Origin of the sequence: Halalkalicoccus sp. CG83 (assembly GCF_037081715.1) — an archaeon.
Classification (GTDB): domain Archaea; phylum Halobacteriota; class Halobacteria; order Halobacteriales; family Halalkalicoccaceae; genus Halalkalicoccus; species Halalkalicoccus ordinarius.
In genome coordinates this window covers 62,127-88,233 of record NZ_JAZDDH010000003.1, presented here as the reverse complement: position 1 = coordinate 88,233, position 26,107 = coordinate 62,127, and the positions used below count along the sequence as shown (strand labels likewise).

The following is a 26,107-nucleotide window of genomic DNA, read 5'->3' as shown; positions in this document are numbered from 1 at the left end:
ATCACCTATGAGGTACATGGAGGAGGAGTCGCCGTCGATTTCCCAAAGCGCCGCTTTTGAATGAAAGCGCTGGAGTGTATCCGTGCGGTGATTGCAGGGTCATCCGTGTAGGGATCGTCTACAACGGCGTCCGCGCCTAGGACCGCTAGCTGAACGGTCTTATTCGCGAACTCGTCTCCTACTCTAACACACTACGATTATCAATGTGGTTCTTGACACGATTTTATCATTTTCGTTCGAGTACAATGACACCAATTAGGATGAGAACACCACCGATAACCGTTGCCGCCGTGACTGGTTCGGCGAATAGTACTGCACCGAGCGCAACTGTGACAGGGGGTTCAGCAGTGCTTATGATCCCAGCTCGGCTGGCGCCGATCTGCTTGAGTCCGGTAAAGAACGCGACGACTGGAATCGCAGTCGCAAAGACTCCGATACAGAGGAGGATCGTCCATGCAGACAGAGTCTGGGGAAGCATTAGATCCCCGCTTGCGGTGCCGATGACGATGAACGACGTGCCAGCAGCCGGTAGCACGTACGCAGTCAGGACCATCGGATCAATCGTCATGAGCATCGCTCGCGAGAACGTGATGTAAACGGCGTACGCAAGCGCAGCGCCGAGAACAACGAGTACGCCCACAAGCGATGCACCCGCAGGATTTGCCCCGGTAACGAGTGCGATACCGCCGAGAGCGAAGCAGAGTGCTACCAGCATCGGTCGGCTCACCCGTTCCCCAATCAGGGTAACTGCTAGAATGACGACAAAGACAGGATACGTATAGAGAACGATGGCGACCATTCCTGCGGTCATAAATTCCAATCCGACGAAGTAGAGTCCGCTCTGTGTCGCGTAGCCGAACGCTCCGAGTCCGAGTGCAATCAGCAGTGCTCGCCCTTGAAGGAGTGTTAATCGGCCTCTCCACGCGAGGAACGCCCATACGACGATCGTCGCGAACACGAACCGGAAGACGAGCACAGTTGGAATCGAGAGATTTGCACGTTGGGCGTAGATACCGAAAATGCCGAGCGTACCGAACCCTATAGCCGAAATAAATACCAACACGAGTCCCGCCCGTTCGGAATCAAGATGACGCCAGTTGCCGTGGCCGCTCATGCACACTAGTTTCTCAGCATCACACTACCAATTGGTATCGTTATACAACGGACACTCGTTCGGACGTGCTGTTCGCCGGGAACGGCGGAGAATAACGACTCCGCATACCCCCTGCTTGAATTTTTAGAGTCAGTTCAATGGAGTACTAAGGAGAAGAGTGCTGGAGATGATCACGGCGAGTCAGAAGATTTGAACTAGTCACGGTTGCCCGGATGTCTATTGTACACCTCAGATTATCAACATCCTGGTGCGTACTTTCGATGGAAGCGGAGAGTGAATGAGTTCCCGGTTTCGCCGCTGATCGACTCATGATAGTAGCCGCCTCGGGTTCGCCTCTCGCACCGCTCCTAGAGTAACTAGTAATGGGTCAAATCACCACAGGTGGTATTCGAAGATGAAAGTTTACGAAGAGATCCTTATTGAGTCGTATTCATACTAATCTCCGATCTCACGACCGTCGACAAATACAGCTAACAGTAGCGAGCTACGGATGAAAGGCAGCTAATGTGCTATCTCGATGCTCCGAAAGGTACGTCTCGATATCCGCCCGTCGCCATCCAAGCGGTGAGCAGACGCTTTCGGCAGCGCGGATCAACAGGTCAGCATAAAATTCGGCGTCGTACCGTTCGGGCGATTCATGAGCGAGTTGGACACGATCCCGGGAGCGCTTCGAGTCGTCGATCACTACGTATGAAACGTTCTGCCCGGGTTGCAGATCGAGTCCACCATCTCGGGCCCGCTTGAGCGCGGCGACCGTTCGTGTAGCGTACGTATACTCCTCGACGTGCTTCGAAGCACGGTTGTCAATTGCAAGCGCCTGTGGATCGACCTGCCCGGAGCGAAGTTCCGCGAGCTGTCGTTGGAGACGTGTACAGACGGCAGTTGGTGAACGGTACTGATCCAACGTCTCGATTAATTCCTGTTGGGCACTCATGATCCAGTCTGGGGTCGAACGCTGACGACACTCGAGGCCGCGGTACTTGTACGCCGGCTCGTGCTCGGTGTCCTCACGAGCTACTTTGCCGAAGTACTTCGTGAGTGCACCCTCATCGCCATCACGCAACGGAACGAGTGCAAGCCATTCGAAGGCCGATTCGTATTCGAGACGGATTCCCACCTGCTTCGTAATCGTCCCCGCAAGCTCTTCGAGCGGTGTTTGTTCCTGGTCGTCAATCGCAGTCACCCAGAGGCTATCGACGATTCCATGCAAGAGATGCCACCCGTTCGCCTCGAACGTCTCTTTGGTGTCGAGCAGAATCTCGCGAGCATAAGCGTTGATCGCTTCGTGACACTCGATGCGACCGAACTTCGCGTTACTGAATCCCTGATAACCGAAACAGCTCACCAGAATCCACTTGATTGCGTTTGATCGGGATTTCAACGCCGCTATTCGCTCCGGATCGTCGATCTCTCGAATCTCTTGTTTCATCGCATCACGGGCGTCGATCAACGGCTGTAACACATCCGGGAGATACCCACGGTCATCACAAACGGAATACCCCACGCCGGGCACGTCTGCTCGATCGGCGTGACAGTCACACCGGATCGTCTCAGGGCTCACGTTGAACTGGCAGATGATGTTCGGGTACAACGAAGAGAAATCGAGCTCATGGACGTCCTCGTGAAAGCCGACCTCCGGGGCAAACGTGTACCCGCCTCGGTCGGCATCGTGTAACGTCGAGAGTTGCTTGAAAAACTCGTGGCGCCACGAGTTCCACGGCACTAACACTTCCCGATCTCGAGCTTCCCGAATCTGAATCGCGGTCAGAACGTTTCCGATCGACGCCCACCCGAGTTCCTGGAGTGGTTTCCCCGACCGACGGACCATATCCAGACAGCCATCCAACCCTGACTGGGAGTGAAAGAACGTGTTCGAGCGATCGATAATCACCCGGCCCGGAACGTTATATCGAGCCGGGGAGTGCCCAACACTGCCATAACTCTCGTAGGTCGAACGCCCAGCAAGTCGCTGCCAGCCCGACCGTCGTCCGAGCCGGAGGTTGACATTGTGCTGGTCGGCCATTTCAGAGAGTCTCGGAATGAGCTCACCCGAGGAGAGTACCAGAACATCCGGGTCACGCTGCCGAAGTCGTCGCTGAATCGCGTACAGTACTGCCGCCGGTGAGCCCGTCACGGTCTCCTCATCGATCGTGATCTCAGTGATCGGTGGGTCCGCGAGTGCGGGTGGTTCAACATCGATCGAGAGCGCCGAGGGGACACGGGTCGGTGTGGGATCACAGCCACGTTCTAAGCAGTAGCGAAACTCCCGTGAGAGGTCCACGTTGTAGAGTTTGTACTCACCCGGCTGGCCGAGCCGACGAATCCTGGAGGCAAGCGAGCGGACAGCATCAAGCCCTCTGACATCGATCCGAAGGACGGGTTCATGCTCGTGGCGAAAGCCCCGACGCCAGCGTTCGGTTCCCATCGAAACCACTGTCGGATAGTCCTCAAGGCGTTCTCGAAGATCGGGAGGTCCATCGTCCGCTCGACCATCATACGTCACGTAAATCGTCGGCGTGTAGTCGGTCACTCGCTCGTAGCTAGCACCGTCGGGAGTGATCGACCACTCATAGACATCCTCGAGGAAGTCGATCTTATAGACCATCGCCCTTGTCACTCCCCATCGTTGGATGGGTCAGTCTCGTTTTCTAACTGCTCAAGTCGACTTTCAAGCTCGTCAAGACGCGTCTCCTGTTCGAGGTCGATCGATACTAACGCCGGGTAGAACGGTTCCGTATGATTGAGATAGCCACTAGCATCGGCATGGGCGCGAATATACGCAAAGAGCTGATCGAAGCGCTGTTGATCCTCCCGGCGAAGCCCTCGTCGATAGTCCGACCACTGATCGTCGAGTGCTCGTAGAACGTCGCGATAGGTCGGATTAGTACGTCCCATCGGCAGGCACCTCCGGAGACTGCGGGCCGATCTGAGCGGTGTCATAGACCGGTTGTCGTGCCTTCAGTATCCGCTCCCAGAAGGAAAGTGTCGTCTGAACTTGCCCGTTCCCGAGTGGGTAAACGAGCGTTTCAAACGTGCTGCTACAGAATCGTGGTCCCATGCGTGTCTGTTCGCACTCGATGACGTCTCCGGCAGCGTTGGCCACGGGCTCAGAGAACGCATCCCCCTGAGTTCGCGTGAGCACCACTGGAAGATCGTACTCCCGAGCCAACGCCGACACCATTGCGAGAACCCGGACGAGCATCGCCTGGCGTTCGTCCTCTCGAAATCCATCGTCGCGATACAAGCCGTCGACCGCCGGACAGACGATCAGCGAGGCAGTGCCATCAACGACAGTGGCGAGCGTTTCAGTGAGAGCGTAGTGCTGAACGGTAGTGAACCCACGAGCAACGCGAATTCGATCGAGTACCTGTGGATCCGGTGCGAGTCGGGCAAGTGGTTGGGTTGTCGCATGGCCGTGGGTGTCGATCCAATAGGCTGGTCCACGATTGGTGAGGACGTGATCCAGTACGAGCGTCTGTAATGGACCGCGAACGGACTCGCTTTCGAGCAGATGTACCCCGCCTGACAGCGAGGGTAATTCCGGAATGCGGTTCGGTCGATGGGATTCCATGGCAAGATCATGTATCACAACTGGAATAAGTGAAGGCGTGTCAGTACCGATACTGCCGAAAAGAGACTGTTTCTCGTCTGACGTCGCTGTCGTCAGTCGATTTTCGGATTAGGAATTCTGGGCTCCGAAAGCGCTTTCCGAAAGTCGGTAGACCCGGGCTCGCTTTTCGCCCTCGGCATCGATCAGATGGTAGTGTTCCATCTTCCCCAGGTAGTTCCGAACGCTCCGTCTAGACTTTGGATCGTCACAGCGCTGTTCGTACGCTTCGTAGAGTGTCCCCGGTGTCGTCTCCCCATGTTCTTCGATGATCTCGTAGAGCATCTGTTGATCATGCGAGAGCTGTTCGATCGTTTTCTGTCGAAGCTCCGAGCGAGTATCGGGAACCGCCGCTTCGATGATTTCAGTGGTGAGACACCCAGTGCCGTCGCGATGAGCTTTGCGAGCGGCCGTTCGGAGAATTCCGATTGCAACGCGAGCGTCCCCAGCAGCTCGGTCAGCTATCAGTTCCATCTGCGCGGGCGAAACAACCCCGTTTGCAAGCCCCGAATTGGCTCTCGCATCGAGAATGGCAACGATTTCATCGAGAGAGTATGGATCGAATTGGACCCTCTCGCTGCCGGTGAGCCGACTGTAGAGGCGATCGCCGAGGTTCGAGTAAAACTCCTGCTCGTCGTTTGCAATGAGAATCAGAGATATGTGAGATAGTGTGTAGAGATCATAGAGGACGTCTTTTTCTTCGAGTTGGTCGACCTCATCAAGGACGACGACGTAGGGATCGTCGTTCGCCTCGCGAATGCGATCATAGAGAACATCGCGGGGCGTTGATTGCCGATGGATGTCGAGCGTTCGATCGAGTCCTTCGAGAAGCCGATAGAGCACCCGATATCGGTTGTAGTCCTGCCAGCAGTTGACGTACTGAGTCCGAACGTTGAATGAGTTCTCGCGAAGCTGTTCGACAGCGTAGCGAGCACAGCAGGTTTTCCCGACACCCGTCGGTCCGAAAATAGCGGCCGTTTCAGCAGGCTCTCCATGCAGAACAGGCGCAAGGACCCCGGAGAGGTGTGTGAGTTCCGTATTGCGGTGAACGACCTCTTCAGGGACGAACGTATCTTGAAACACTCGAGCGTCCGTGATCACATTGCAGAATGGATTGCGAATGAAGGGTAATAAACGATACTGGGGTCTTTCCGAAAGTTCCGAACAGGTACTAGTAGGAAGTCGGTCGACAATCGACGAGATACTCGTAATCGGCGCGAAATGGTCGAATCGGTATTTCAGACACTACGTCTCATAAAGGATTCACAGAGAGTCCATAGAGGAGTTCGATCGCACCGCTTAGAGAATCGCAAGTAGATGTCTTGCGCGTCAACTCACCGAGGCCACAGTAACCGCTTCTACTGGTGAAGAAGAGGAACAACCCCAAATTACGAGAGAAGCGACCTCAATTTCTGCGGTGGCTACGGGGGCGGTGGCTACGGAGTCGGTACCCAGGAGTCGCAACTGTGATCCTTCAGCAGCTCCATCGTATTGTCTCTCATACTGTAATGCCAATGTAAGATAGTTCCTGGGCCCGATCCTCTGCTATGACTGGATCTTCTCAACGATCTCCTTCGCCTGCTCTTTCGCTTTGTCCTCACCAACACTTTTCTTGATCAGAACGCTTTGGACTTCCCAGTCATCACTGCCGTCCTTCTCACCGGTCCGCACCTCTGCGCCCTCTGAAACGGATTCGGCGGGCTCTTTCGCCCAATCAGGTGTCCGAATCGTCTCATACTGATCGGGATCGCGAAAGCGCACGTGAATATAGTCGTCCTCGGTATCAACCGATTGAATCTCGGGCATCGTCTGTACTACAGCAGCTATCATCTAAACAGTAGGGAGATTGGCACTGCGATAGAAACCACTCACAGGAGTAGACTCCGTCTCTCGGTTCATGGATCGTCTGTCTCATCCCCAACGACCAGGTCGATTCAACGAGGGTGCTCGTCTTTACTGCGCTTTAGAACGTAATAGTCTGAATATATCAAGGTGAGACATTTAGCCACTGGTCTGAGACTCCCCTACTCATGAATGGGGTTCTCAACGAGGAGACAGGCATAATCCATAAACAGCAACCCGGAAGCTCTGATGGCCGGACGGTCTGTGGCGCCACGAATCACGTCGGTCATAATCACCTCCAGCTGGTTTCTGTAGAACAGGTACTCGATAAGGATACTGGCACCAAATGCGGCCGCTGCTTTGCCGATGCTGGTGGCTACTAACACTGTACCTCGGATGGGGGATTGAGTTATGGATAACTCCGCTGAAGCCGGAGCGATCGTTGTGCGAGGGTCAGTCTACAAATTCCTCGCTAGATGGGCAAGAGAAGTGTCTGTGTGAATTGCTCTTCAAACAATCTGGGGATCAGATTTTTCGATCCGACATATCGGTGTGAAGTGATAGTAGTCCTCTCAAATGAACAGATCGTACGAGGGTTTAGATGCAGAACTCTTGTAAGATCCATACGAGGCGAGGATGCGGTTCCGTACCAAGCAGGACTCAGGAGCTGTCGAGGGCGACTGGGACCCACTCATCCCGAGTTCTGGCTTCCCAAACCGCTACTGCAGGATTAGAGGCCAGTCGCTTTTCCATCCTTGATTGCTGTTGCACTCAGACAGGCTGGACAACCGTAGAGAACGCCGTCATTGTCGGCGAAGACGCGGTGGAAATCTGCGGTCACGTGTTGGCCACAGTCGTCACAGTGAGCCATAGTACCATACTCTTAGAGCTGTGTCATCAACTTTTGGATCCCCAATAACCTATCGTAAAGTAGATTATTCATTCAAGTGATCTCGAAGAGACGACTGAGAAGTGAGACGGGTGGTTAGGCCGTCTTGGAGTTCCGGTGAACTGCGCGATCGTCCCTATGATATTCACGGAGGTACGAGGAATCAAGCCGCGAGGTTCGCGCTCAGGGCGGTCGCTGCTCGCTCTCGATCGAATCTGACCATAGGCAGCAATATTACAACGTACTGAAAATAATGAGGAAGGCGCAGTCGGTGGCGTTACCTTGTGCAACGTTTCGCGTTCTATCGAGTTGTTGCACAAGGTTCCGAGAACGGGATCGAAGTAGTAAACCGGAAGTCGGTCTACCACCCCGGATTGCCGCTGTAAATTTCGGCGTAGATGGAGGAATCCGCGCTTACGATATGAGACACTTGATTCGAAGCATCGGTTGACCCCGTGTTGCCGCTGTAAACGTGATCTGCTTCAGAAGAGATGAAGAGACTCCGAGATGGATGCTCCCACCCCGGATTGCCGCTGTAAAACTCCCGGACGTTTCCCGAAAGTTGCGATTAAGGAAATCTCCTATAGAAGTCATCTAGCTGATATCCACCCATAGGCTTATGACGGTCGGAGTCGTTTGTTACCGTACTGCACTTTTGGCGTACTGAGGCGGCAGTTGCTTTTGCCGCCGAAGAGTCGAAGGAAGGGTTTACTCTCTAGCTGGATCATCGGTTCTATGGGAAGATCGGCTCACTTGTTCCCTCTCATCTCCTCTTCGAGCTTGATTTCGAGTGGGGTTCTACCTCGACTCTTTACAGCGGCAATCCGGGGTGGGTGTGTCCCCTCTTTACAGCGGCAATGAGGGGTCCGAAATCGATGAACCGCTAATAACCACGCCTCACATCCTCTGAAAGTGGTGTTTTCGTTCTTCATCCTAATTCATGACATCCCTTACAGCGGCATTGTAGTAGGCGAAGATTCATTACCCATCCTTGAGAGATACCCGCTATGAGTGGATCGAAATCATTCTTTGGCGATCCTGATCCGATCTTCGCCGACAAGGAGCTCCTCCGCGTTAGTCACCTTCCTGAAGGTGACCGAATCATTGGTCGGGACGACGAACTCCGAAGTCTCGCTAAGGCGATCAAGGATGCACAACGGGGCGGAACACCGAACAACGTTCTAATTTATGGGAAGACGGGAACCGGGAAGAGCCTCTGTTCAAAGTATATCACACGTGATCTCGCTGATGCCGCCGCCGAAAACGGTGTGAAAGTCGCCATCGCGTACGTTGATTGTTTTCAAGAGTCGACTGAGACACAGACAGTTCGGACCATCGCCGAATCGCTTAACGATCCCGAGGAGACGGAGACGACCGTTCCACACTCCGGAGTGAGTACCTCTGATTACTACCGGCGGCTCTGGAAAATTCTCGATGCTCGCCTCGATGTGGGAATTATCATTCTTGACGAAATCGATAAACTCGAAGATGATAACGTTCTGATGCAGCTTTCGCGTGCAGCAGAGGCGGGCAAAGTCGATGATTCCACGCTCGGGATTATCGGCATCAGCAACAAGATTCGCTACAAGGAGACATTGAACGAACGCGTAAAATCGAGCCTTTCCGAGCGTGACTTCGTGTTCCCTCCCTACGATGCTTCCCAACTCCAGGCGATCCTCCAGTCGCGTGCGGACGCATTCCGTGAAGACGTCCTTAATGAAGACGTGATCCCAAAGGTCGCAGCACTTGCTGCTCGCGAACATGGTGATGCTCGCAAAGCAATCGATATTCTTCGCTACGCTGGTGAGATCGCTGACGAACACGGTGACGATACCGTCAGTATCGAGTACGTTGATGAGGCGCATGACCGTGAAGAACAGGCTCGACTTTCGGAGCTCATCTCAAAACAGCCGACACACTCGAAGTACCTAATGCTGGCACTTGCCCTTCGAATGCAGGAATCCTCCGAGGATGAACCGATGATCCCCTCGAAACAAATTCATTCTGCCTACCAAATCGTCTGTGAACGTGAAGGTGCTGAACCGCTGAAGATGCGCCGAGTTCGCGATCTCCTCTCCGAACTTGCATTTCTCTCGCTTATTGAACAAGAGCGAAAGGGACGAGGCAAAGGAAAGGGTGCTCACACTGTAAACGAGCTCGTCGATGATCCGGAGATCGTTGTTGAGGCTTGCCAATCTGCTTGATTCTACTACTCACCCAGTGACTGAGGATCTTCCCTTTCGTTTCACGCTCTCTCCATGTGATCACGGTAGTAGAGTGCTACGCGATCGTCACTCTGTAGCGTCGAGAACCTGATTTTGATTTGAGTCCTACCGAGCCCTAGCTAGTTCCTGCGACACTGTTTGCTCTATCTGTTCCTACGTGAATAGAATAATAACGGATTGATTTGGCGTATAGAGCGTATTTCATCGCATCTGAATTCACGTGGGAAGGGTTATAGTCTTCACGTGAATCTAGATCGATATGGCAAAGCCAGGTCCCTCACCACGGGTGACGCTTGAGGACGTCCTCGAGGAGTTCCGTTTACGAGAGGATCCCCATGAGCCACTAACCGCTCCTGAGATCGCCGAGGCACTCAGCTGTTCGCGGACGACCGCCCTCAACAAACTCCACGAACTTGCCGACCAGGGAATGGTCGTCTCGAAGAAAGTTGGTAGCCGATCACGAGTCTGGTGGATCCCCTCGTCCGATTCCAAAGAGCGAGACCTACTGAAAGGCTACGGCTCCTGGACAGGAACCGACCTTTCGGCGGCTGTTGAGGAGACGCGAGAACAGCTAGATGAGGACCTGCGTGAGGACGAGCGTGTACTGTCCTGATACGAACTTTCTTATCGATTACCTCGACGAGGACAGGCCGGCTTCTGAGGGCGCGAAAGCTCTCCTCGAAGCGAATCCTAATCGAGAGTACCGTATCCCGTCGGTCGCCTTGTTCGAGGTCTCACGTGGCGGTGCTCGTCTTCGTGGCGCGGCTGGTGTCGCCGACCTGATCGAGCAACTCAGTTGGGCTGACCCTCTCCCTCTTACTCTCCTGTCGGCTCGCGAGGCCGCACTTATCGACGGCGAACTCGAAAAATTCGGTCAGAAGATCAACCTCGGAGACGTCCTGATCGCTGGGACAGTTCGCGAGGCGAGCGGGACGATCGTTACCCGTGACAGCCACTTCGAGCACGTCGAAGGACTCGACGTTCGACGCTATTAGTGCCAGTACTCAACCAAACCTAACGAGACGACTCCGTTGAAACCGAACAACGATCTCAAGGAGAGCACCTTGTGCAACAACGGCGTCTTACGAGGTACGGTTGCACAAGGTTTCCTCCTCCGATATTCTTGAGGGGACGTTTCCAGGCGATCCTGAATCGGCACGCTCGAGCGCATGGCATATGCCTGTTCGAGATCGCTTGCTGTCATGACGAGGGCGGTCTCGATCGCGTACTCGTGAGATCTCCGCCTCAGTAGGTCCCGTGTTCATCGTTGTGCGAATAGAATAGTTCTCGCTCTGGCGAGGCAGACAATTAGGTGATTACAGCAGCACTCCGTAAGCGGGATTTTGCGTATACTCTCGATCCTTTAGTAACGTCCTTTTAGCCGCGTCAAAGGGGGGAAGTCCCTACTCTTGGTACTCGCAGCGTTCGACGACTTCAGCGAAGGCTACGGTTTCCGCTACGCTCGTGATTTCGATCTCGACGCGTTCGTGCGGGTCGGTATCGGGAACGATGACCACATATCCTCGTTCGACTCGGGCGATCCCATCACCCTGGTCGCCGATCGTCTCGATCTCGACGGTCCGGTGATCACCCTCCGTAACTGGCGGGGTAGACTCCGTAGTCACTCGAGTCACTTCTTCATCGGCGTTAGTATCCCAGTCGGTCTGCATCCGGGTTTGCGGAACAAGAGCGATGCGATACGAAACGCCCGGCTCGAGTTCGCCGAGTTCTACCTCGCGTTCGGGAATCTCGATTGCGTAGGAGCCGTCACGGGAATCGATTTCACCACTAAACAAACACAGGAGGTCATCTGAGAGATCCATATGGAATGCTCAGTTAGTGAAGCAGTATTCAATGAGCATGAGAGTACTGGTAGCAGCTGATATTCCAGTAATGCTCTTTCCGCTGTTCGATAAATAGGAGCTCGGTACTAATCATATCAATAAATAGATTCATCGGATGGCTGAAGGTGATTGCATCAGTTAGTGTCGCTACCGGTTGCTTTCCCCAAATACTCCCGTCGAACCGTGTCTCCATCGCGGTACGCTCGGTACTTGTACGGGCCGTGTTTTGCGCCACCGCTCATACACGAACAGCTCTCATCACCACAAGTTCGGTATTCGAGATAGACGGCGCCACTTGATTCGGCCTTAAGGAGTTTGGCTTCGTCCGGTAGTTCGTCTTCGGTAACTGGCTCGCTGCGACGCTGTTCGCGAGCTGCAAGCAACTCGTCGATATACGTACGTGCATCCTCAAGAATCTCGTCGTCTTGTTTGGGGAGCCCGTCAGCGAGGTAGTTCGGAAGCGAGGGAGGTGCAGTCGGTGGCATCTTCCTTGTGCAACACTCGTGACTAGCTCAATTAAGGCTGTTGCACAAGGTGGGATTCACACTACGAGAGGGGCTTAAATATCGCGCTGCGTGCCTCGGTCCTTGAGGTCGGAGGCTTAGCGCCTGAATTAAGCTCATCCGATCTATGGCCTTGTGCAACTCCAATCTTCTATACGGATTTGCGTTGCACAAGGTCATGGCGATTATCGGCGTATTTGCCAGTGTAACCTCTCGAGTGCACTCATAGTAAGAGACACTCTGCTTGATAGCTATCTGAACTAGAACAGCTAGCATCCGGTAGCTGCGACGAACCTCCGAAGCGTCTATCATTCGGCAGGTAGAGCCGATCGGTGCTGTTCAATGGAGTCCGTAATACTCATTATCATGCGATTTGTTGACGTATATATGCCTATGGAGGATGGGGTCACCGTTGAACAGGTAATGTCGACGCCCCTTGAGACGATATCGAAGGGGGCCACAGTCATGGAAGCCGCGAAAATCATGCGTGAAAACGATATCAAGGCGCTGGTCGTCACGAGCAGTCCACCGTCAATCATTACCAGTACTGATATCCTTGACGCCATTGCTTCTGGCCAGAATCCTTCAGAACTCAACGTTTCTGAGGTGATGACGACATCTGTTGAAACCGTTTCGCCGGATCTTTTTCTTGAAGAGATCGCCGCAATGATGACGAGTCTCGGTATTAACCACCTCCCTGTCGTCGACATTTACGACGACTATATTGGGATGGTTTCGTCGACTGACGTCACTGCGCAGCTCTCGTGAACTACCCTGCCCTACTCGCTCACGGCTGACGCCGTTCGCTCCTTGAGGGCGGGGTCGTCCGAGAGACCGAAGGTCTCTCGTGATCACGAAAGGCGCTCTGCGCCTTTCGAACGACTTCCTGCTTCTACGACGCGCTTTGCAGGAACCGAATTGATTCCCATAGGGAACGCAGTCTCCACAGGCGTTAACGAGACGCGATGCGTCTCGTTCGCCAACCAGAACGCTTCGCGTTCTGGTGAGGTTGAATCGGAGTGAACCACACCTACGTGATCGAGTTCGCGAGAAAGGATATTCAGCGCCGTATTCATGTCCCGATCCGATTCGAACCCGCACGACGGACACGAGGGCTCGCGACCCATAGCGGTTTGTCCGCCGAAACCCCACACGAGGAACATTCCTTCGCAGTACCAGCGGGATCGACGGTAACGAAGTGCGCTCCCTCGCGTTCGCACTTCTATTCGAGCATCCGAAGGAACGTTCCCCATGTCGCTCCGGCACGGTTCCGGCTGTTCGACGGGAGTTCCATTAGCCTCTTCGCGTTGAGGTCTTCGATATAGCCACAGTTGCCTCCAGTCTCCGTCCTGGTAGCACCAAACTTCTTAGAAGATTCAGTATCTTCCACAGCCAGTAGAATGCGTCTTGGTTCGTTAGATTTCGAGGTCGTACCCCCATTCTCGAAGTACCTCGGCGACGAACTCCGGGTTACGCTGCGCAACGACCATTGCAGCTTCCCTGTAATCCGATTTATAGACTGTTTCGCCCAGCATCTCCTCGAGGGTATCCTGAAGTTCACCTTCGGCGTTGATGATCTCCTCTCGAAGGAAGTAGGGTACCTGTTCGCGTCCTTCGTTTACCTTGTTTCGACGCAGCTTGTACGGGATCGAATCTATTGAATGGCGCTGTCCCGCTCGTTCCGGTTGTGAGTCCGAATTCACGGTAGGGGAGTCTTCTGATTCAGTAGTAGTAGTCCCCTGATCGGCCTCTTCGCCGGTTGAATCCGGTTTGCCCGTCTTAGCCGTTTTCTGCTCCACTGGTTCGTCTTCTCTGTCTTCCGTTTCGTCGAGTCCCGCATCACGTGATCCGGACTTGAGTCCCATTATGCGGTCACCTCCGGCGCTTTGAGTTCTGCTTCCTGTTCTAAGTGGCGAGCAAGTTCGTCGAACTGCTCGAGCGTATCGAGCTCGTAGTCTCGTTTCCGATCTCGGTGTTTCTCAACGTAGGTGTAGGGACTACACTGCTGCTTCCAGCAACCCTCCATTAACGATCCGCGTTCGCCAATGACGACTGGTACTGCAAACCCACTCTTACGTAGCTCATCGAGAATTTCCCGCTGATCGCGCGTGTCTTTGTATCCGATTGGAACGACGGCGAGAACGCCGACATCGACGTCGATGCTTTCCTCGAGTCCGTCAACCAGGTCGTCGAGGCCTTCAATGGACTCTTGGCCTTTTGCTGTCGCCTCAAACGGGATCACGACGTTACGAACGGCAACTAGCGCGTTGTAGAGGATCGGGCCGGCTTTGCCGGCCGAATCGACGATAATGACGTCGTAGTTCTCACGAACGTTCGCTTCCTGAAGGACACGATGGAGCTGATGATACATGCTGTACGATTCACCTAGCTTCTCGGCCTGGTTCTTTTCGTTCAGGAGGAACTCGTGAATGTCTTCCAACATATTATGAGACGGGATGAGATCAACGCCATGCTCAACTTCATAGGTGAGATCCTGAAAGTCTCCCTTCGGTCGACCAACCAGGTGTCGAACTAAGTTATCGCTCTGAGGATCTCCTCGGTTGTAATCAGGGCCGAAAAGGTACGTGAGACTTCCATTTTGGGTATCCATGTCGATCGCCAGTACGTCGTGCCCTGCTCGCGCGTGACTTACGGCCAGAGTCGCCGCAGTTGTCGTTTTGCCGACTCCGCCTGCCTCTGAGACCGGGGTGTAGGTCAGCATTGATGGAGCAGTCAGAAGCCATGACTATAAAGTTAAGTCAGACGCTATAGCTATATTCTATACCTGTTAGTTGTCGCCATAAAGCATAACTACACTCTATAACTATACTCTATAACTATGATTTACAAATACATTATCTATCTATAGTATATGGCTATGCTCTCTACCTACCTTTTTTGCTTGTTGAATTTCACTCTACTACTCGACTATAGTAGATAACTATATTCTCTACCTATAGTGATCAGCTATAGCGCGCCAAAATGAGCCAGGTTAGCTGTCGTTCGATCGGTCAAGCATCTCACTCGCGCGTTTAGCTCCCTCTGTCGCATCGATATGTGAATAATGGTCTTTGGTAGTTTCGAGACTCTGGTGCCGGAGCAAGTCCTGAGCCGTTCCCCGATCCATTCGGTAGAACGTATCACCAATCCCCCGACGAGCGCCGTGAAGCTGTAGGTAGCCCGGACCCTCTGGCGGCGTGAGAACGTCGATGTCTGCGGCCTCACAAAGTCGTTTCATCACACTTCGAGCACCCGTTGTCGTGATCGCTGGCGGAGTGATCTGGTAGTCCCGCAGCACCTCTCCTATTGAGTGCTCATCAAGAATCTCTTCGATCGTCTCCTCGTCTTCGTCTTCTACTTCGCGGAGATACGTTCGTGCACACTGATACAGCGACGGTGCGTGTTTGGTAGGGAAGACTGGCCACTCGTCGGATGGTGGATCGCTGATCGTCCGATAGCGTTCGAGGGCGGGAATCGCTTGCTCAAGTAACCAGGCCGATTGGCGTTGCTGATTCTTCCCGAGCACGGAGATCGTCTGCTCTTCAAGATCAACGTCGCGCCATTGGAGGCCTTGACGGCCGGTTCGATTGTCGTGTTCGGAGCGGAAGATCTCCGAGCCACGAACACCGGTAAACGCCAGCACAGCAACGAGTGCTCGGTCTCGCGCTTCTATCTCTGCGTCGAGTCCCTTCTCTTCGATGGCGTCGTGAGCGCGCTCGTTGACGTATCTGAGGATCTGATCTCGCTGATCCGGTGTCCAGAACTGCTGTTCGGTTTGCTGTGATGCAGACCGTTCAGGCATCGATTCCTGAGCGAGGCCCGCTCGGGCGTAGTTTTCCTGAATATAGCCCCATTTGGACGCCCAGCCGAGAAATGCGGAGATCGTATTGTAGTACGTCCAAGCAGTTGAACGAGCGATACCGCCATCGGTGGTCTCTGCTTCGTTTGCAGCGACGCGCCGGCGGAGATACTCGGCATAATGGGCAAGGACGGTTTCGTCGAGCTGTTCGAACCGGTCGATGTCTCGTTGCTCGAGCCAGTCGATCCAGCGGGTGATGACGCGCTTTGCATTGCGTCGGTAGTTGCCTGACTCATCGCCTTTCGATTTTGCCGTGAGAAACTGCGTGAGTCCCTCTTGGAGCGAAGGAGGGCTAGATGAGGTGGCTGGACCCTGGGGCTGGGGATCTGGCATGGAGTCGGCTTAGGAGAGGGCGTGGGGGGTGGTAAATCTACTTGTGACTTCTGGACTAATCAAAAGTGGATGACTGAACTATCAAATTGCCTGTATACTGGTGTTACACTGCTGCTATGGTTCGGATCTAAATCTATAAACTGTATACTGCTACATACAATACCGTTACCGTGGGGGGATGAGGCTCTGGTCGCTATAGAGAGGCTGTAATGTGCGGTTACAAGAGAATTAAAAAAAGAACGGCTCTGACCTTGACCTCCATCACAGTTTCTCTTCGAAATACTCACTCATGATGCTGAATAGGGATTACTACGAGGTCGAGCTCACGGTGCCAGTACTTCGTAAGGTAGACCGCGATTCTACCGATGAACTGCCATGAAGAGAGGAGAGTGGAATCTCACGCGTGCTACAATGGTGACGATGTAGTCCCATACTCCGGGAGTTCGTCCTCTCGTAGGCAGGTGGCCCGTTTGTGAAGGAGAGAATGCCCAAAATAGCGTATGAGATCATGCCGAGAATCATAGTCGATGACGCCAACATCGGCGAGTACCGGGAGATGCCACTGGTAGAGATCCGCCGCAACGTCCCGGTATCGCTCGCGAGTAAGCACGTGGTCAGCTACTGCTGCTTCAAGCGTCGCGACATCCTCAATCAGTGTCTCAAGCTCGATAAGATCATTGTCCGAATCGAGGAGTGAGTACAGGGTGAATCGCCTACGTTGGTTGGCTAGCAGTTCCAAGACTGTATCGAGCGAAAGAGACGGTAGTAACGTAGAATTCTGGTGTGGTGAAGATGAACCCAGGAGTATTATCGGAGCTAGTATGAATAGTAGATCTAGCTCTGTTGTTTCCAGATCACTGCTCTCGTGGCCCCCTCATGATTCTGCACTGATCATCTCACGCCGCTTTTCAGTGAAAACTGGCTATGAGTCACGTTGTATTGATCTATCCAGCCATAAACAACTCTTCTGGCAGTAATAGTGAACGTCTCGCCGTCGCGCTCGATGAAGCCCTCGCCTTCGAGGGTGTCTAGTGTAGAGAACAGCGCGAGCTGCTGCATCTCTAGCGTCGACTGAAGATCGTTGATGGTTGCTTCCTCGACGGTCGCAAGGTAGAGGTAGATGAGCTTCGAATTGTTCGAATCGAGCATAGCTAGACCCCCGCCACGTGCTCGACGTCCGGGGCGGTGCCGATAACCCGCAGTGGCGGGCGCGCTGAGGGCATCCAACCGGGTGACTACCACGTCTACCACGGACTGGGTCCTATCGGTTTGGCGGGGATGAACGTCTCGCGGGTCGGGTGCGGCCGACGCCATCGGATTCGAGCCGGTTGAGAAACGCCGCGAAATCGCGAAGAACCTCGGGTTCGAGCACGTCTACGACCCTCGAGAGGTTGACCCCGTCGACGCCATCTACGAGGCCACTGACGGCCGTGGGGCGGACGTCCACCTCGAGACCGCGGGCGCCGTTCAGGAGACCTACCCTATCATCGAGAAGGCTCTCGCCGAGGAAGCAAACGTCGTCCATATCAGCAATACCGGGAGCAAGCCGGAGATAGACACCCGGAAGTACCAGGGGTCGGCTGCCCAGCTGTACGGCTCCGAGGGACACACCATGAATGAGGTCTACCCTCGCGTCATCCGGCTGATGAGTGCCGGCCGGCTAGACAACCTACCAATCGTCACCTCAACTTATCCGCTTTCGCAGGCCGACGAGGCCCTTGAACGGGCGGTCGAGCGTGTCGACGGCAAGGTCATGATCGACGTCTGAACGCGCTGGTATTCCGTAGCGTTCCTTCCCCTTCACCTCATCGTCCCTGCGTACTCTCGTCACGAGCAGAACGGGTCAGAGCGGCGGAAAAGAGTGACCACAGACGGCGAATCACCGCCGTCTATCGGTCCTGAGCAGTCTTACTTCTCCAGGTTCGCGAGGTCCCACTCGCCGGTACTGACCCTGCCGGGGTCGGGGTTGTCCTGTTCGACGATGACCTCGACTATTGCCGGGCCGTCGTGGGCGAGGGCCCTTCGAGCGCCTCGGCGAGGTTCATCGTTCGGAAGGCCGTCTCGATCATCGAGCGTTTCTGGTAGAGGGCTTTGACTTCCTTTGGCGTACGATCGATCAGATCGCATGCCGTGTACGCCCGGACGAGCAGTCCGTGCTTGCCACGGTTTTCCTGCTGGTAGGAGATGCAGACCGCGAGTGGGAAGCGTTTATAAATGGACCACAAACCCTGAGGGAATCTTTTTGAGAGAGTGCCGTGTATCGGACCATAATGCGTCGATTAAACGAGATAGTGGTCAGTTGCGCGATTACAGGAGCAATCCACACCCCCTCGATGTCGGATTATTTGCCTGTTACTCCAGAGGAATTGATTTCGGAGGGTGTCGCGGCAGCCGGGGCGGGTGCCAGTATTATCCATATCCATGTCCGGGATCCGGAGACAGGTAAGCCGACCAGCGACCTTGACCTATTTCGGAAAGTCGCAGCCGGCATCAAGGCGGAGACAGACGCGATCGTCCAACCAACGACCGGCGGCGGCATGACTATGTCTATTGAGGAACGGATGGCTGTTGTACCAGAATTGGAACCCGAGATGGCTTCCTGCAATATGGGGAGCATGAATTTTGGACTATATCCTATGAGTGAGGAAATTGAGGAGTTCAAATATGAGTGGGAGGAACCGTATCTCAACGAAACATGGGATCATATCTTCACTAATACCTTCAAATCGCTCCGGACCGCTTTCTCGATGTTCGATGAACACGATACAGTTCCAGAGCTAGAATGTTATGATATCAGCCATCTCTACAATGCAAAACATTTTGTTGAGACTGGTCGGCTTAATACTCCAATTCACCTCCAATTCGTACTGGGAATCCACGGTGGGATTGCCGCCGACCAGTACCATCTCCAACACATGGTTGACACAGCCGAGCGCCTGTTTGGTGAGGACGCCTCTTGGAGCGTGGTTGGCGCCGGTCGAATGCAGTTCCCGTTCGGCACACAGGCTGCTGCAATGGGTGGGAATGCCCGTGTTGGACTGGAAGATAACCTCTATTTAGAGCGTGGAGTCCTTGCGGAGAGCAATGCTGAGCAGGTCGAAAGGATCACCCGCCTCGCCTGGGAGATTGCCGGTCGCGAACCGGCTTCCCCCGAGCAAGTACGGGAATTCCTCGGATTGAAAGGTCAGAAAGCCGTCGACTTCTAATCGACCGATCGGCAGATCGGTTAATCACAACACGCGAAAAAACGTGTGAATTTCTTGATCTCAGAAGGAACGGGGGAACTGGGATCTGAAGAACCTTCTTGACATCCTCCGGTAGAAGAGTGAAATGCCTCAGTCAGCGTCTATCTGATGTTCGTCGTATACCATTCCTCTGGCGCCGTTTGGTCCAGATCCTCCTCATAGACATCCAACAGTCGCAGTAGGTTTTCATCACGCTGTGCTTTGAGGGCGTCGGGGTCGATATTGGTCCAATCATACACTCCGCGTCCTGTTTTCACCCCATAATGCCCCATCTCAACCAGTTGGGAAGCTGCCGGGTCTGGGTCTGTTCCACGATCAAGCTCCTTCATGAGGTACGATTCGACTGCATGATGAACATCAATACCTGATTGATCAGCCTTCTCGAAAATTCCTAATACAGGTAGTCGAAAGCCAAAGCCTGCTTTGACTACCTTATCGATATCCTCTGCGCTAGCAACGCCTTCAGCCAATAGAGAGAACGCCTCGTAAGTCATTGCCATCTGGATTCGGTTGCCAATGTAACCAGGAATATCTTTTTCGATGACCACGGCTGTTTTTCCAAGGCTATCTAAAAAGTCCCCTAGCTCTGATGCTAAGCGGTCGTCGGTTGCGGTGCCTTTCACGACTTCAACAAGTGGTACGATATGCGGTGGATTGAACCAGTGAGTTCCTATGACCCTACTCGGGTTTTGGACGACCGAAGCGATTTCTGTAATCGAGAACCCAGACGTATTTGATGCAAGAATAGCGTCATCTGTGAGTTGGTCTAACTCGGAGAAGATCTCTTTTTTGAGGTCCATATCTTCACTCACAGCCTCAATGACGAGGTCGACTGATTTGGTAGCTGCTGCGAGATCATTGTGATACGATATCCGGTCATTGAACGTTTGATAAGCCTCTTGGTCCAGTCGTCCCTCGGCGTAAAACCGGTCTGCAATTGCCGTCATCTGCTGGTCTGCTTCTTGTAATTGTGACTCATCGATATCATATAATGAGACACGGTATCCCTTCATTGCGAACGTAGCAGCGATTCCATGACCCATGGTTCCAGCACCGACAACGGCAGTCTTGTCTGGGGTGATCGCTTTCTTATTCATGTTCTAGTCTCTGACCTGCTCCCATATAATTCATAATCTTCTTTGTTACCAGCCGTATCTGTTGTCTATAACGATAGACGACCTTACTGTAGATACTACTGTACAAAGCTGAGACAAGGAATTTGTTACTGTTAGAGCTATTCTGGGTCAGAAAGCGAACTATCATTTCTGGTCTTTTTTAAGCCTTAGCGGCTGTCTCAGTCCTTTTTACGAGGATGGACAGTAGGATCCCAGGAGCGAATAATGGACTGGCGGCGTAAGCCCAGGTCGCTCACTAGTGGCGGCAAACGAAATCCATTGATGAGAAGTTTCCTCGCTTGACGGTCTAATAAGGTAGAGCCGAAAAAATGCCGTAGCTGTTTCCTACTACTAACAGAAACGATAATGCGGATGGGAACGAAAGCATTGGCATGGCAGATGTGCCACAACCCTCACCGGAACCCCATGAGCCGGGTGACGAAGTTCGCGTGTATGTCAGTGAAGGTGAATCTACGGACCGGTTTCAAGGTATGGTTTGTACGGTCACTGAGCGGCTTGAGGACGATCCCAATGCTGAAACCGGAGCTGAATTAGATCGGTACTCCTATCGTCTCGAACGCGCGGACACCGGCGAGGAACTCCCCGTCCTGTTCGACCATGCTGATCTGGTCTCCGTTGAGTAGACGCGGTTGAATGAGTCCGTTTCTCGGACTGGGCAGTGGATCTGATCCGAGATCGGTCCTTCCCACACCGATTTAGCACGAACTCGCTTCCTGCGGGCCTTTTCAGTGCGAAGTCTTTGATCCGATCGCGGCACTCGTCACCGATCAGTCGGCAGGACCTCTCCACATGGGATGACGCTTTCCACCGCCTCCTGACACCGCTGTTCCGCGGAGCGACTTGGTCCTCTTTGACCGAGTGACCTCTTCTTTGTTGACTTCCTCTTTGTAGTCCATTCTCTAAATTTCCGAGCGTGGTCTAGATTTATGATCCTCGGGCCAGTAGAGTGTCGTGTTTCACTAGTATGTTAGACGACCTTCCACCGGTGTACGGCGGTGAGGTTCTGCACGTCCACTTAGACGACGAGTCCGTCGACTGCGAACCCGTGGACCTTGAGGATGCAAAGCGGTTTCTCGGAGGTAACGGATTCGCCGCCAAACACGTTCACGAACACGTGCCGGCTGATGCGAAGGCATTCGACCCGGAGAACGTAGTTGTCTTCTCGGTCGGGCCGATGACCGCCACCCCGTTTCAGAGCACGAGCCGCGGTGTCGTCAGCTTTATCAGTCCGCTGACCGGCGGGTTCTTCGACTCGACGTTCGGTGGGACCTTCCCGCAGGCCCAGAAGACGACCGGCTTCGACGATATCGTACTCCACGGGACCGCGGACGAGCCGGTGTACGTTCGCATAGACCAGGACGGGGCGAGTCTTGAGCCCGCCGAGGACCTCCTCGGACTCGACGCGTACGAGACGTGCGAGGCGGTCCGCGAACGGGAAGGTGTCGGCTACGACACGCACGTCATCGCCGCCGGTCCTGCGGGCGAGAATCGTGTCCGGTTCGCGTGTCTATTGCACGACTCGCGAATACGCGAAGGCGTCGCCGGCCGCGGCGGCAGCGGAGCCGTCTTGGGCTCGAAGAACGTCAAGGCGGTCGCGATCCGCGGGGGGAACTTCCAGCCCGAGCCCGTCGAGAAGGGTGCCCTCCAGCAGCTCGTCACCGGACAGATGGGGGATCTGATGGACGAGACGCAGATGCTTCAGGAGTACGGTACCAGCGGACTCGTCAATCCGGTCAACGAAATGGGGAAGCTGGGCCGCCGGAACGCACAGCGAGAGCAATCGAATTCGGCGGACGCGGAAGCGATCAGCGGTGAGAGGCTGAAGGCTGAGCATATTACCGAGGACACAACCTGTGCGGGCTGTCCAGTCGCCTGTGGAAAGCACGTCGAGGCGCCCGATGAGGGAATCGAGGAGGCGAAGATTCCCGAGTTCGAGACCATCTACGCCGTCGCACCGATGCAGGAGGTCTACGACGTCAAGGAGACCATCAAGACGAACAACGTCTGCGACGAGATGGGACTCGACACGATCAGCTTTGGAGTAACGCTCGCTTTCGCTCGTGAGTGTTACGACCGTGATCTCCTCCCCGAGGAGATGCTTCCTGACGATCCCTCCCTGTTGGAGTTCGGAAACGATGCGGGCGTCGCCGAACTCGCCCGACGTACGGGCTTACGCGAGGGCTTCGGCGACGCGCTCGCAGAGGGATCGTTTCGGCTAGCCGACGAAACTATTGATCCCGAGGAGGCAGAGAAGTACCTCTACGGACACAACGGCGTGGAGTTTGCCGCCCACTCCGCCCGCGGACTCAAAGGAATGAGCATCGGATACGCCACCTCAACCCGCGGCGGCTCTCATCACGATACCCGTCCTACCCTCCAGTATACAGGCGAACACGACGAGACGACCGAGGGAACGCCCGAGTTCGCCGCCCGATCACAACACTACACCGCGCTGGGCGATTCGCTTACACAGTGTCGGTTCGTCAGCGAAGGGGGCTGGGGCAAGCGGATCAACGACCGGTACCGGGACGCGATTAACCTCACGACCGGATGGGAGCTCACTACAGAGGAGGTCGAGGAAATCGGCGAGCGGATCTACAACCTGGAACGGATCATCAACGTCGAACGCGGAGTCGCGAGCCGGGAGACAGACACTCTTCCACACCGTGTCCTCCACGAACCCATTCCCGATGGGCCCGCCGAGGGGATGTACTGTCCTCCCGAGGAGCTTCGAGCGATGCTCGACGAGTACTACACGTTTCGAGGCTGGGACCAAGAGGACGGCACGCCGACCACCGAGACTATCGAACGCCTCGATCTGGCGGACGTCGTCTGAGAGTACGCTCGGATGTCCTGCTTATCGTCACTGAAATCGTATCCCGAGGTCGTGCAGTCCGTCGTTGTTCATTGCGAGATTGATCAACAATGGCGTGATACTCTCGACGAGAGCGGAGTTCGCCAGCGAACCGCCGTCGAGTGCCCGGAGTCCGTCGATCTCCTCAGCTACTGATTCGACCTCGCACTTCGCTTCCGAATCGTCCCCGGTCAGAACGACGTCCGCCTTGAGATCGTTGTCGAGATTACTGAGTGCGCCCGCGGCGAGGTTTTGGAACGCGCCCACAACGGGGATTTCGTCGGGAGTGACCGTCGCGATTTCCTCCGCGATGGAGTTCCCGTTCGGGGCGACGTAATGGAAGCCGGCTGCGTCCCGTTCCATCTTCACTGCCGGACTCACGAGGATTTGATCGTCAGAAAGCGAGGGAGCAATCGATTCGACGGTGGAGGTCGCGTACTCAGGAGGAATACTCACGACAACGATCCGTGCGTCTCTGGCGGCGGTCTCGTTCTCACATGCACGGATGTCCGGATCGACGCCACGCTCTCGGAGTTCACGCTGGTATTCCTCCACTTTCGTCTCCGCCTTCTCGATATGTCGTGATCCGACGGTGATCGTGTGGTCAGTGTCGTGTGCCCATCGTAGCGCGAGTCCTTTACCAATGTCACCAGTGCCACCTAAGAGGGCGATATCCATAGTTCACGATACGAGACTACCTATAAAATGCTAACTCTATCGGTGAAAATGGCCCGTTCGATCATACTTCTTTTGAGAAATTTATCCGGTTCTCTCCTGTCGATTCTCTCTTCTCAGTTCGCGACTCTGCCGTTCGGCTGTCACGAACAGCCTGTCGATTCTCATTTCTTCTTCGCTTTGGTTGAGGAGGATGATCGAACTGGCGAATAACAACACTAACGCTGTTATGAAACGGCGCGTATTCCGACTAAATGGAGCTGACGAACCGTTTACTTCCTGAAATTCCGGCCCTGAACGCCTTGATCGTGCTGATCCTCGGATCCACACTGCAGCCACTCGTATAGAATTCCCGTTCGTTTCTCGCGAACGGTGTTGATCTTATAGAGCGAGTATTCTCGATGCTTCTCTAGATCGTTCGCCAAAAACGAACAGAAACCGTCGCTCCTCTCGAGACGGGGAGTCCCTAGTTCGGGTGATTAACTACGAGCAGTCAGTGTCCGTGTCATTCGCCGTTTTTCCGTTTCTATTGGCATCCCTTCGGACAGATGTCGTCTCACACTCGAGCGATCGATTGTAGTCACTGCCCTCTCTAGCAATCTTTCGTTCCTACCGAACACTGAGTAGATCTAGGAGAAAATCGTTGAAACATTCGTCTCGATTCTCGACGTAAACGACCACGGGTCAGGTAACCCGTGGAACTCGCGCTGAATCCTTTAGACGCCTCCGATCAGGTGTTCACTCGGTTCTCCGACTTCCCGAGATTCCAGTTAGATCTCGATGAGGACCTTCCCGTCGACCCGCTCGGCCGCTCGGTGAAGGGCTTCGTCGGCGTTCGAGATGTCGAACGTCGATGTGACGATCGGAAGGTTGTCAAGCCGTCCGGACGCCATTAGTCTGATCACGCGTGGATACACTTGATTGCCCGTGTGGCCCTCCGAACCGTAGAGCTGTGCGCTATTGCCCTGGTACTTTCGGAGAGTGATCTCAGGTGTAGTCTTCGCGTTACTGATGTGCACGACGTTGGCACCCTCGGCCAGGGTCTCCTCGATAACGGGGTACGTCTGGGCCACCGCACCCGCCGTCTCGACGTGAACGTCCGCTCCTTCGCCGTTGGTGACCGCGTCGATGGTCTCGACCGGATCGCGGGATATCGGATCGTAGACGTGCTCGAAGCCGAGTTCACGGGCGACCGCGCGCCGTTCCTCCGAGGGCTCGAACGCGATCACTTTTCCAGCGCCAGATGCGCGTGAGACGTTCATCCCTGTCAGACCGATTGGCCCGGCGCCGTGGTAGACGTGATAATCCCCCGGGACGACGCCTTCCGCTCGCTTGAACAGCCCGTAGTAGCTGATCGTCGTTGGCTCGATGGTCGCCGCGGCGCGGAGCACCTCGTCGTCGTCGCCGTACGCATTGCGCAGGGACGAGACGTTCCAGAGCAGCTTCTCGGAGACGGTGACGTACTTCGCGAATGCGCCTGACGTGGTGAACCCAACCTGCTCGAAGTTCTCACAGTGGCCCTGGAACCCCTGTCTGCACATGTTACAACGGCCACAGTAGTCCGTGACCTCCGCGGTGACGAGGTCGCCTGTCTCGAACAGCCGCGCGTCCTCGCCCGTCTCGACGACTTCACCGGAGAACTCGTGACCAGTAATGTTGGGCAGGCGGAGATACGCCGAGTAGTGGACGTATCCGTCCTCGTCGGTTTCGATCATGGAGACGTCGCTCCCACAGATCCCGGCGTATCGGACTCGGACGAGAACTTCGTCGTCCTCCGGCGAGGGACGGTCATTGTCCGTGACTCGTAGTTCCGGATCCCGCCAAACCTCGGAGGCGTTCATTGCCTTCCTCGATTCGGCCTCGATCTCCGAGACCTCGTAGTCCGCACTGGGCTCCCAGTTCGCATCCACCACTAAGGAACGCATGGACAATCCTTTGAGATCATATAGTATAATGATATCGGATAACAGTACTACGATCG

The 26,107-nt window shown here is 54.6% G+C and carries 26 protein-coding genes and 1 pseudogene; 8 read left to right on the top strand and 19 right to left on the bottom strand.

What is annotated here, in order from left to right:
- Nucleotides 1-226: 226 nt before the first annotated feature.
- The 8 genes from V0Z78_RS17520 to V0Z78_RS19235 all read right to left on the bottom strand — a co-directional run bounded on the left by V0Z78_RS17520 (nucleotide 227) and on the right by V0Z78_RS19235 (nucleotide 7,434).
- Nucleotides 227-1,114 (bottom strand): DMT family transporter, encoded by an 888-nt coding sequence (locus V0Z78_RS17520; RefSeq protein WP_336345971.1) that lies wholly within the window; start codon nucleotides 1,112-1,114, stop codon nucleotides 227-229.
- 484 nt (nucleotides 1,115-1,598) lie between these two features.
- Nucleotides 1,599-3,719, bottom strand: coding sequence for a type B DNA-directed DNA polymerase (locus V0Z78_RS17515; protein ID WP_336345970.1), 2,121 nt, complete (start codon nucleotides 3,717-3,719; stop codon nucleotides 1,599-1,601).
- 8 nt (nucleotides 3,720-3,727) lie between these two features.
- Nucleotides 3,728-4,009, bottom strand: a complete 282-nt coding sequence (locus tag V0Z78_RS17510; RefSeq protein ID WP_336345969.1) for a hypothetical protein — start codon at nucleotides 4,007-4,009, stop codon at nucleotides 3,728-3,730.
- Nucleotides 3,996-4,685 carry a hypothetical protein gene (locus V0Z78_RS17505; RefSeq protein WP_336345968.1) on the bottom strand — a complete coding sequence of 230 codons (690 nt, stop codon included), beginning with the start codon at nucleotides 4,683-4,685 and terminating at the stop codon, nucleotides 3,996-3,998. Before V0Z78_RS17505 ends, V0Z78_RS17510 begins: the two co-directional genes overlap by 14 nt.
- Nucleotides 4,686-4,793: 108 nt before the next feature.
- Complete coding sequence (locus tag V0Z78_RS17500; protein ID WP_336345967.1) at nucleotides 4,794-5,822, bottom strand: Cdc6/Cdc18 family protein; 1,029 nt, start codon at nucleotides 5,820-5,822, stop codon at nucleotides 4,794-4,796.
- 444 nt (nucleotides 5,823-6,266) lie between these two features.
- The gene (locus V0Z78_RS17495; RefSeq protein ID WP_336345966.1) at nucleotides 6,267-6,527 is read right to left on the bottom strand and encodes a hypothetical protein; all 261 of its coding nucleotides are present in this window, start codon (nucleotides 6,525-6,527) and stop codon (nucleotides 6,267-6,269) included.
- A gap of 218 nt (nucleotides 6,528-6,745) precedes the next feature.
- On the bottom strand, nucleotides 6,746-6,949 hold the full coding sequence (locus V0Z78_RS17490; RefSeq protein WP_336345965.1) for a hypothetical protein: 204 nt from the start codon (nucleotides 6,947-6,949) through the stop codon (nucleotides 6,746-6,748).
- Nucleotides 6,950-7,293: 344 nt separating this feature from the next.
- Complete coding sequence (locus V0Z78_RS19235) at nucleotides 7,294-7,434, bottom strand: DUF7563 family protein (RefSeq protein WP_457852014.1); 141 nt, start codon at nucleotides 7,432-7,434, stop codon at nucleotides 7,294-7,296.
- 1,025 nt (nucleotides 7,435-8,459) lie between these two features.
- On the opposite strand from V0Z78_RS19235, the gene V0Z78_RS17485 reads away from it, so the two are divergent.
- The 3 genes from V0Z78_RS17485 to V0Z78_RS17475 all read left to right on the top strand — a co-directional run bounded on the left by V0Z78_RS17485 (nucleotide 8,460) and on the right by V0Z78_RS17475 (nucleotide 10,672).
- Nucleotides 8,460-9,656: a Cdc6/Cdc18 family protein gene (locus V0Z78_RS17485; protein WP_336345964.1), complete on the top strand. Its 1,197-nt coding sequence runs from the start codon at nucleotides 8,460-8,462 to the stop codon at nucleotides 9,654-9,656.
- Between the two features lie 280 nt (nucleotides 9,657-9,936).
- Entirely contained in the window at nucleotides 9,937-10,290 is a 354-nt protein-coding gene (locus V0Z78_RS17480) for a helix-turn-helix domain-containing protein (RefSeq protein WP_336345963.1), read from the top strand.
- Nucleotides 10,253-10,672: a PIN domain-containing protein gene (locus tag V0Z78_RS17475; RefSeq protein WP_336345962.1), complete on the top strand. Its 420-nt coding sequence runs from the start codon at nucleotides 10,253-10,255 to the stop codon at nucleotides 10,670-10,672. The genes V0Z78_RS17480 and V0Z78_RS17475 overlap by 38 nt, the downstream gene beginning before the upstream one ends.
- A 408-nt stretch (nucleotides 10,673-11,080) precedes the next feature.
- Here V0Z78_RS17475 and V0Z78_RS17470 read toward each other — a convergent pair whose 3' ends face one another.
- Together V0Z78_RS17470 and V0Z78_RS17465 are read right to left on the bottom strand one after the other, a co-directional pair.
- Nucleotides 11,081-11,500, bottom strand: coding sequence for a TRAM domain-containing protein (locus tag V0Z78_RS17470; protein WP_336345961.1), 420 nt, complete (start codon nucleotides 11,498-11,500; stop codon nucleotides 11,081-11,083).
- 155 nt (nucleotides 11,501-11,655) lie between these two features.
- Nucleotides 11,656-12,006, bottom strand: coding sequence for a DUF6788 family protein (locus tag V0Z78_RS17465; protein ID WP_336345960.1), 351 nt, complete (start codon nucleotides 12,004-12,006; stop codon nucleotides 11,656-11,658).
- 441 nt (nucleotides 12,007-12,447) lie between these two features.
- Here V0Z78_RS17465 and V0Z78_RS17460 point away from each other — a divergent pair, with 441 nt between their 5' ends.
- Entirely contained in the window at nucleotides 12,448-12,792 is a 345-nt protein-coding gene (locus tag V0Z78_RS17460; RefSeq protein WP_409338760.1) for a CBS domain-containing protein, read from the top strand.
- Nucleotides 12,793-12,803: 11 nt separating this feature from the next.
- Here the strand turns inward: V0Z78_RS17460 and V0Z78_RS17455 are convergent.
- From V0Z78_RS17455 to V0Z78_RS17430, 6 genes and pseudogenes are all read right to left on the bottom strand, one after another.
- Nucleotides 12,804-13,345, bottom strand: a pseudogene (locus V0Z78_RS17455) (zinc ribbon domain-containing protein); the annotation flags it as partial.
- Nucleotides 13,346-13,439: 94 nt separating this feature from the next.
- Nucleotides 13,440-13,889: a hypothetical protein gene (locus V0Z78_RS17450; protein WP_336345958.1), complete on the bottom strand. Its 450-nt coding sequence runs from the start codon at nucleotides 13,887-13,889 to the stop codon at nucleotides 13,440-13,442.
- On the bottom strand, nucleotides 13,889-14,746 hold the full coding sequence (locus tag V0Z78_RS17445; protein WP_336345957.1) for a ParA family protein: 858 nt from the start codon (nucleotides 14,744-14,746) through the stop codon (nucleotides 13,889-13,891). The genes V0Z78_RS17450 and V0Z78_RS17445 overlap by 1 nt, the downstream gene beginning before the upstream one ends.
- A gap of 270 nt (nucleotides 14,747-15,016) precedes the next feature.
- Nucleotides 15,017-16,216, bottom strand: coding sequence for a tyrosine-type recombinase/integrase (locus V0Z78_RS17440; protein ID WP_336345956.1), 1,200 nt, complete (start codon nucleotides 16,214-16,216; stop codon nucleotides 15,017-15,019).
- Nucleotides 16,217-16,622: 406 nt separating this feature from the next.
- Nucleotides 16,623-16,955 (bottom strand): DUF7344 domain-containing protein, encoded by a 333-nt coding sequence (locus tag V0Z78_RS19230; RefSeq protein ID WP_457852013.1) that lies wholly within the window; start codon nucleotides 16,953-16,955, stop codon nucleotides 16,623-16,625.
- 152 nt (nucleotides 16,956-17,107) lie between these two features.
- Nucleotides 17,108-17,467, bottom strand: coding sequence for a hypothetical protein (locus V0Z78_RS17430; RefSeq protein ID WP_336345954.1), 360 nt, complete (start codon nucleotides 17,465-17,467; stop codon nucleotides 17,108-17,110).
- 61 nt (nucleotides 17,468-17,528) lie between these two features.
- Between V0Z78_RS17430 and V0Z78_RS17425 the strand changes: the two genes are divergently transcribed.
- Both V0Z78_RS17425 and V0Z78_RS17415 read left to right on the top strand, forming a co-directional pair.
- On the top strand, nucleotides 17,529-17,984 hold the full coding sequence (locus V0Z78_RS17425; RefSeq protein WP_336346138.1) for a zinc-binding dehydrogenase: 456 nt from the start codon (nucleotides 17,529-17,531) through the stop codon (nucleotides 17,982-17,984).
- Between the two features lie 502 nt (nucleotides 17,985-18,486).
- Nucleotides 18,487-19,422 (top strand): BKACE family enzyme, encoded by a 936-nt coding sequence (locus V0Z78_RS17415; protein WP_336345953.1) that lies wholly within the window; start codon nucleotides 18,487-18,489, stop codon nucleotides 19,420-19,422.
- 140 nt (nucleotides 19,423-19,562) lie between these two features.
- Here V0Z78_RS17415 and V0Z78_RS17410 read toward each other — a convergent pair whose 3' ends face one another.
- Nucleotides 19,563-20,558, bottom strand: coding sequence for a 3-hydroxyacyl-CoA dehydrogenase family protein (locus V0Z78_RS17410; protein WP_336345952.1), 996 nt, complete (start codon nucleotides 20,556-20,558; stop codon nucleotides 19,563-19,565).
- Nucleotides 20,559-20,968: 410 nt separating this feature from the next.
- Here V0Z78_RS17410 and V0Z78_RS17405 point away from each other — a divergent pair, with 410 nt between their 5' ends.
- Nucleotides 20,969-21,220, top strand: coding sequence for a hypothetical protein (locus V0Z78_RS17405; protein WP_336345951.1), 252 nt, complete (start codon nucleotides 20,969-20,971; stop codon nucleotides 21,218-21,220).
- Nucleotides 21,221-21,561: 341 nt separating this feature from the next.
- Entirely contained in the window at nucleotides 21,562-23,433 is a 1,872-nt protein-coding gene (locus tag V0Z78_RS17400; protein ID WP_336345950.1) for an aldehyde ferredoxin oxidoreductase family protein, read from the top strand.
- A 27-nt stretch (nucleotides 23,434-23,460) separates the two neighbouring features.
- On the opposite strand, the gene npdG is transcribed toward V0Z78_RS17400, so the two are convergent.
- Nucleotides 23,461-24,129, bottom strand: coding sequence for an NADPH-dependent F420 reductase (gene npdG, locus V0Z78_RS17395; RefSeq protein ID WP_336345949.1), 669 nt, complete (start codon nucleotides 24,127-24,129; stop codon nucleotides 23,461-23,463).
- A gap of 767 nt (nucleotides 24,130-24,896) precedes the next feature.
- A complete protein-coding gene (gene iolM, locus V0Z78_RS17390) occupies nucleotides 24,897-26,051 on the bottom strand; it encodes a scyllo-inosose 3-dehydrogenase (RefSeq protein WP_336345948.1) in 1,155 nt (384 codons plus the stop codon).
- Nucleotides 26,052-26,107: the final 56 nt, after the last annotated feature.